General features: G+C 44.1%; 8 protein-coding genes and 1 pseudogene. 7 read left to right on the top strand and 2 right to left on the bottom strand.

Translation table 11 applies throughout. The annotated features are described in order from the left end of the window. The 4 genes from AB7U36_RS17120 to galE all read left to right on the top strand — a co-directional run. The coding region (locus tag AB7U36_RS17120; RefSeq protein ID WP_428160905.1) for a GDP-mannose 4,6-dehydratase at positions 1-401 on the top strand (401 nt) is incomplete at its 5' end. Positions 402-412: 11 nt separating this feature from the next. Further along, entirely contained in the window at positions 413-1,381 is a 969-nt protein-coding gene (locus AB7U36_RS17115; protein WP_428160904.1) for a GDP-L-fucose synthase family protein, read from the top strand. 54 nt (positions 1,382-1,435) lie between these two features. Next, positions 1,436-1,903: a class I SAM-dependent methyltransferase gene (locus AB7U36_RS17110; RefSeq protein ID WP_428160903.1), complete on the top strand. Its 468-nt coding sequence runs from the start codon at positions 1,436-1,438 to the stop codon at positions 1,901-1,903. Positions 1,904-1,911: 8 nt separating this feature from the next. After that, on the top strand, positions 1,912-2,895 hold the full coding sequence (gene galE, locus AB7U36_RS17105; protein WP_428160902.1) for a UDP-glucose 4-epimerase GalE: 984 nt from the start codon (positions 1,912-1,914) through the stop codon (positions 2,893-2,895). A 34-nt stretch (positions 2,896-2,929) separates the two neighbouring features. Here galE and AB7U36_RS17100 read toward each other — a convergent pair whose 3' ends face one another. Further along, positions 2,930-3,316, bottom strand: a complete 387-nt coding sequence (locus AB7U36_RS17100; RefSeq protein ID WP_428160901.1) for a type II toxin-antitoxin system VapC family toxin — start codon at positions 3,314-3,316, stop codon at positions 2,930-2,932. Next, complete coding sequence (locus tag AB7U36_RS17095; RefSeq protein WP_428160900.1) at positions 3,304-3,531, bottom strand: type II toxin-antitoxin system Phd/YefM family antitoxin; 228 nt, start codon at positions 3,529-3,531, stop codon at positions 3,304-3,306. The genes AB7U36_RS17100 and AB7U36_RS17095 overlap by 13 nt, the downstream gene beginning before the upstream one ends. Positions 3,532-3,645: 114 nt before the next feature. Here AB7U36_RS17095 and AB7U36_RS17090 point away from each other — a divergent pair, with 114 nt between their 5' ends. The 3 genes and pseudogenes from AB7U36_RS17090 to AB7U36_RS17080 all read left to right on the top strand — a co-directional run. Beyond that, positions 3,646-4,317, top strand: a complete 672-nt coding sequence (locus AB7U36_RS17090; RefSeq protein WP_428160899.1) for a cyclase family protein — start codon at positions 3,646-3,648, stop codon at positions 4,315-4,317. Then, positions 4,310-5,458: a UDP-galactopyranose mutase gene (gene glf, locus AB7U36_RS17085; RefSeq protein ID WP_428160898.1), complete on the top strand. Its 1,149-nt coding sequence runs from the start codon at positions 4,310-4,312 to the stop codon at positions 5,456-5,458. The genes AB7U36_RS17090 and glf overlap by 8 nt, the downstream gene beginning before the upstream one ends. A 102-nt stretch (positions 5,459-5,560) precedes the next feature. Beyond that, positions 5,561-5,732 (top strand): annotated as a pseudogene (locus AB7U36_RS17080) (IS1380 family transposase); the annotation flags it as partial.

Below are 5,732 nucleotides of genomic sequence, written 5' to 3'. Positions count from 1 at the left end.
GGCTGATGCTTCAGCAAAAAAAACCGGAAGACTTTGTGATTGCCACTGGAATCCAGCATTCTGTCCGCAATTTTGTCGAAGCTTCTGCTGATCATCTGGGTCTCAAGCTTCGATGGGAGGGTCTGGGTATAAACGAAACCGGTATTGTGGCTGCTACTGATAATAAAATAGGGCCGAAACCGGGCGATACCATTGTTCGCGTTGATCCCCGCTATTTTCGACCGACTGAAGTGGAAACCCTGCTGGGCGATCCCACCAAGGCTCGAGAACGGCTTGGCTGGAAGCCCGCAACTTCTTTTAAACAACTGGTCCAGGAAATGGTAAATATGGATCTTGATCTTGCAAAACGGGATGACCTTTGTCGACATAAAGGCTTTCAAATCTTTGAACATCATGAATAATAGGAGTCCCCGTGGATAAACACGCAACCATATTTGTGGCAGGCCACCGAGGTATGGCAGGGTCAGCCATCATACGGGCGCTCAGAAAGGCAGGGTATACGCATATTTTAACAGCTTCCCATACAGAAGTGGATCTTATTGATCAGGCTGCTGTGCGGGCATATTTTAAAATCCATCGACCCAGTTATGTATTTCTGGCAGCCGCACAGGTAGGAGGAATTCATGCCAATAATACCCTGCCGGCGGAATTCATTTATCAAAACCTGATGATCGAGGCCAACGTGATTGAGTCTGCTTGGCAGAACGGTGTAAAACGGCTGATTTTCTTAGGCAGTTCATGTAGTTACCCTTGTTTGGCACCCCAACCTATGGTTGAAGAAACATTGCTAACAGGGCTGTTGGAACCAACTAATGAGCCTTATGCAGTGGCCAAAATTGCCGGCATTAAGATGTGTGAATCATTCAACCGGCAGTATGGCACCGATTTCCGGTCAGTGATGCCAACTAACCTTTATGGGCCAGGTGATAATTTTGACCTGACAAACAGTCATGTGATTCCCGCCCTGTTGCGCAAATTTCACGAAGCAAAAATCAACAAGGCAGAAAGCGTTGAGATATGGGGCAGCGGCAGCCCGCGGCGGGAATTCCTGCATGTGGATGATATGGCATCAGACTGTCTTTTTGTAATGAACCTGGAACCATCAATATACCAGGCACACACCCGGCCCATGCTGTCCCATTTGAATGTTGGAACAGGTAAGGATCTTACCATACGGGAATTAGCCGAAACTATCAAACAAGTGGTCAATTTTAATGGCGTTTTAATCTTTAATTCGGATAAGCCGGATGGGGCCCCGCAAAAACTGCTGGATATATCACGCCTGCACGCCATGGGTTGGCATTCTGCAATTGGGCTGAAAAAAGGCTTGCAAGATACTTATCAATGGTACAAGGCAAACATCGCTTCAGCCCGGCTTTAAAAGCCATGGGGTCAGAGAAAAACACAAAATCATCTTCAAGGATGCAGCGGGTTATTGATATCCTATGCATACAACTACGACGAACATTTAAAGACAGTTGAAGGCTGTGGCAAAACCCATTTGCTTTTCGAATTGGGACAGCTCCTGCCGAATGCGAACCTCATTGGGTTTGATATTTCCCAACATGGGCTGGCAAATGCCCCGGAAATGATCCGGGACCGGCTGTTCAGGCAAAAGGCCCAGGAACCATATCCATATGCCGATGATCATTTTGATCTGGTCATATCCCTGAACGCATTGCACAATCTCGAACTACCAGAATTCAAGGCTGCCATTACCGAAATTGAACGTGTGGGCAAACAAAAATACGTTTGCGTGGAAAGTTACCGTAACGAGCAGGAGCTATTCAATCTCCAGTGCTGGGCGCTGACCTGTGAGTCTTTCTTTTCCGAACGGGAATGGGTGTGGTTGTACCAGCAATTTGGATATACGGGCGATTATGAATTTATCTTTTTTGAGTAGGACGCATTGTGACTAACATCCTTGTCACCGGGGGAGCAGGATATATTGGTTCCCACACATGCAAGATTTTGGCATTGCATGGCTATACGCCTGTGGTTCTCGACAACCTGGCCCATGGTCATGAATGGGCGGTGAACTGGGGTCCCCTCGTGGTCGGAGACCTGTCCAGCCGGGAAGTCCTGGACCGTGTGTTTAAAGCTCATAACCCCAGTGCCGTTATACACTTTGCGGCCTTTGCTTATGTCGGTGAGTCGGTAACTGATCCGTCAAAATATTATACCAATAATGTGATCTGCTCTCTGAATCTTTTGGATACAATGCGGAAACACGCGTGCGAAAAGATTGTGTTTTCAAGCACCTGTGCTGTGTACGGCACGCCGGACTTCTTCCCCCTGTCTGAATCCCATCCCTGCCGCCCCATCAATCCATACGGACGCAGCAAGCGGTTCATTGAACAAATTATGGCTGATTACGGCAAGGCATATGGTCTGCGCCATGCCTCGCTCCGGTACTTTAACGCAGCAGGCGCAGACCCGGACGGCCAGTTGGGAGAGGAGCACGATCCGGAAACCCACTTGATTCCTCTGGCTCTGAAAGCAAGCCTGCCCGGGGCAATGCCGCTCACCGTATTTGGAACGGACTGGGATACCCCTGATGGAACCTGCATTCGAGACTACATTCATGTGGTTGACCTGGCCGAAGCCCATCTGGCAGCCCTTCAGTATTTAGATACCCATCCATGCTGTACGTTCAATTTGGGAAACGGTAATGGCCATTCCGTGAAAGGAATCATTGACACCGTTGAAAAAGTGACCGGCAGACCAGTCAACTGGAAAACCGGACCCCGCCGGGCAGGAGACCCTTCCAGACTGGTAGCAGATGCCTTTCTTGCCAAACAAGAGTTGGGCTGGGCTCCCTGTTATCATGACATAACCGATATCATTCGCCATGCCTGGCAGTGGATGGCAAAGCACGAAAGGTCATCCAAATGAACAGTCAGCTGACACTTTCAACTTCCAAGTATTTTCATCTGAGTATTAGCACTTTATAATGTTCAAACCGGCTGTCATGGGTTACAATTGGAAGATGTCGTAATTGAGCCGTTGCTATTATAATTCGATCAGCCGGGTCTTTATGGATAAGCGGTAACGATGAAGAATGCAGCGCAATTTCCCCTGAAACTGGTATTTCAATTAAATCATGAATCTCAAGGGCTTTAGCGTACCAGAGGCATGGTTCCATAGGCAAGGCAAGCTTCTTTAGTAAAACTTTACAGCCAATTTCCAACGCTGATACTGCACTGACATATACTAGATCCGCACGCTGAATGGCCTCCAAGGTGTCTCTTGAGAGTTGCCCGCCCCCATTCACCAGCCAGATCAGTCCACAAGTGTCAAGCATTATTGCAGACATTCAAAGTCCTCACTCATGTCATCATCAAACAGGGGACCGTTCACTGTCACATGCAGCTCAGAGGCTCCCTGCAAACGATTTTTAGGTTTATGAGCTATAATTTCGGCGACAGGTGTGCCATTCCGGCATATAAGGTAAGAAATATCATTTTTTTCTACATTAGAGATTAATTGGGAAAGTTTATTTTTTGCTTCAAACACGCTGACAATTTCCATGAGGTCTCCTTTTCAGGTTATGTTGTTTACAACAATAGCTAACTAAGCTAACCTTGTCAACATAGTTTACTGGTTTCAGGTAAATGCAATGATATCAAGATCAACTTCCAGGCAATGGATTTTCCTTTCATTTCATACCCGTTAGGAAAAGATACCCCTGCTTTCGGCAATGGGGATGGGATACGTATTCAGGCTTTAAAACAGATGGATTCAGGAGATTCCTGTAATACAAGTTACTGGAATTTACCCAATCATTTGGGGACACACTTGGATTTTCCCAAACATTTTATCCAAAATGGGAACCATGCCACTGATTATAATGCCGGCTTTTTCGTCTTTAACCATTCATGGATGATCCATTTAGGGGAAGTTAAACCCGGAGAAATTATTTCGTCTGAACATTTGAGAGGTTTTTTCATACCCAACGAGATAGAACTGCTGATCATTAAAACAGGGTTCTGCAAAAATCGAGACAAGGCTGTTTATTGGCACAACAACCCGGGATTCAGCCCCCAATTAGCTGATTTTTTAAGGGACACTTTTCCCAATTTAAGAGTCCTTGGCTTTGATTCCATTTCTCTTACGTCATTTGCGCATAGACAAACAGGAAGAAAAGCCCATAAACGCTTCTTGGAAGGAAACCGCCCATTGCTTCTCTTGGAAGATATGGATCTCATTAAAGTTTCGGGAAATTCACGGTTTAAGCAAATTACGATTGCCCCGTTGCGAGTATCAAAGACAGATGCGTCTCCATGTACTGTATTGGCGTTGGTTGATAATGTATAGCGGCCTTTCTTATTGTATTGTCGGCAGTGGATTTAGTGGTTCTGTTCTTGCGGAAAGAATTGCCAGTGTTCTAAACAAGAAAGTGCTTGTTGTGGAAAAGCGCTCTCACATTGGCGGCAACAGTTTTTCTGATATTGATCAAGCAACAGGTATTGAGATTCATAAATATGGGTCTCATATTTTTCATACATCAAATACAACTGTTTGGGATTATATCTGTAAATTTGGCGAATTTTCCAATTATCAGCATAAGGTTATGGCGTTATTTAAGCAGCGTATTTATCAAATGCCGATTAATCTGAAAACCATCAATGATTTTTTCAATAAAAATCTCAGTCCAAATGAAGCGATTGATTTTTTAAACAAAGAAATATCCTCCTGTGGCATAACTAATCCTAAAAACCTTGAAGAAAAAGCAATTTCTTCGGTTGGTTTGAATTTATATAACGCTTTTATTAAAGGATATACCCGTAAACAATGGGGGAAAGATCCTGCGTCGTTATCTGCAGATATTATTTCCCGTTTGCCTGTTCGTTTCAATTATAACGCAAATTATTTCAATGACCCCTATCAAGGTATTCCATTGGACGGGTATGGTCAGCTTTTTGACAGGCTTTTATCACATAGGAATATTGAATTAAGGTTAAATACGTCATACGAAGAGATGGCACAATATATACCGCCTGACTGTATGATTATCTATACCGGAATGATTGATCGCTTATTTGATTATAAATTTGGCGCATTGGAATGGCGGTCTCTGAATTTTGAGTGGGAAACCAAAAATTTATCTGATTACCAAGGCACTTCTGTTGTTAATTATTCAGATGAAAGCGTTCCTTTTACACGCATTCATGAATTTAAGCATTATCATCCCGAAAGAACGGAAAGTTTTCACGCGCCACAAACAGTTATCAGCCGTGAATACCCTATAGCATGGCAACAAGGCGCTGAGGCTTTTTATCCTGTCAATGACACTTATAATAATGAACGCTTTAATAAGTATTTATATAAGGCTAAACGGAAATCAAACTTAATCGTTACAGGGCGATTGGGATTATACAAATATTGGGATATGGATACAGCCATTGAAAACGCTTTAAAACTGTTCGAGCGATTGAAAAAATCAGAAATACCCTGATCTGCCGTCAAAAAAAATAAAAAACCCCGTTGAACTTGATGAATCAAGCAGATAAAGTGTTTGTGCAACCAAAAACCTATCACCAACGGGGTGAAACAAACTATGACACAAGGAGTGTTACCATTCAAGTACGAAGAGGAAGAAAGTAGGAACGGGATGACCGCGCTTGCTGGATTGCCGATCTATCTGGACCTTGCCGAAGTAATTGGGTTGTCCAAATCTATTCAAAAACACTTAAAAATAAGAGATAAGGGTCAGGGTTGGTCCGATTCAC

This window comes from Desulfobacter sp., from assembly GCF_050177295.1.
The sequence above is the reverse complement of the archived record's forward strand: the minus strand, read 5'-3'. Positions and strand labels throughout refer to the sequence as shown.

What these genes read in the sequence shown, in the direction of transcription:
- AB7U36_RS17100 (WP_428160901.1), bottom strand. Translation starts at nt 3,316, where the DNA reads ATGTCTGCAATAATGCTTGACACTTGTGGACTGATCTGGCTGGTGAAT.
- AB7U36_RS17095 (WP_428160900.1), bottom strand. Translation starts at nt 3,531, where the DNA reads ATGGAAATTGTCAGCGTGTTTGAAGCAAAAAATAAACTTTCCCAATTA.
- AB7U36_RS17090 (WP_428160899.1), top strand. Translation starts at nt 3,646, where the DNA reads ATGGATTTTCCTTTCATTTCATACCCGTTAGGAAAAGATACCCCTGCT.
- glf (WP_428160898.1), top strand. Translation starts at nt 4,310, where the DNA reads ATGTATAGCGGCCTTTCTTATTGTATTGTCGGCAGTGGATTTAGTGGT.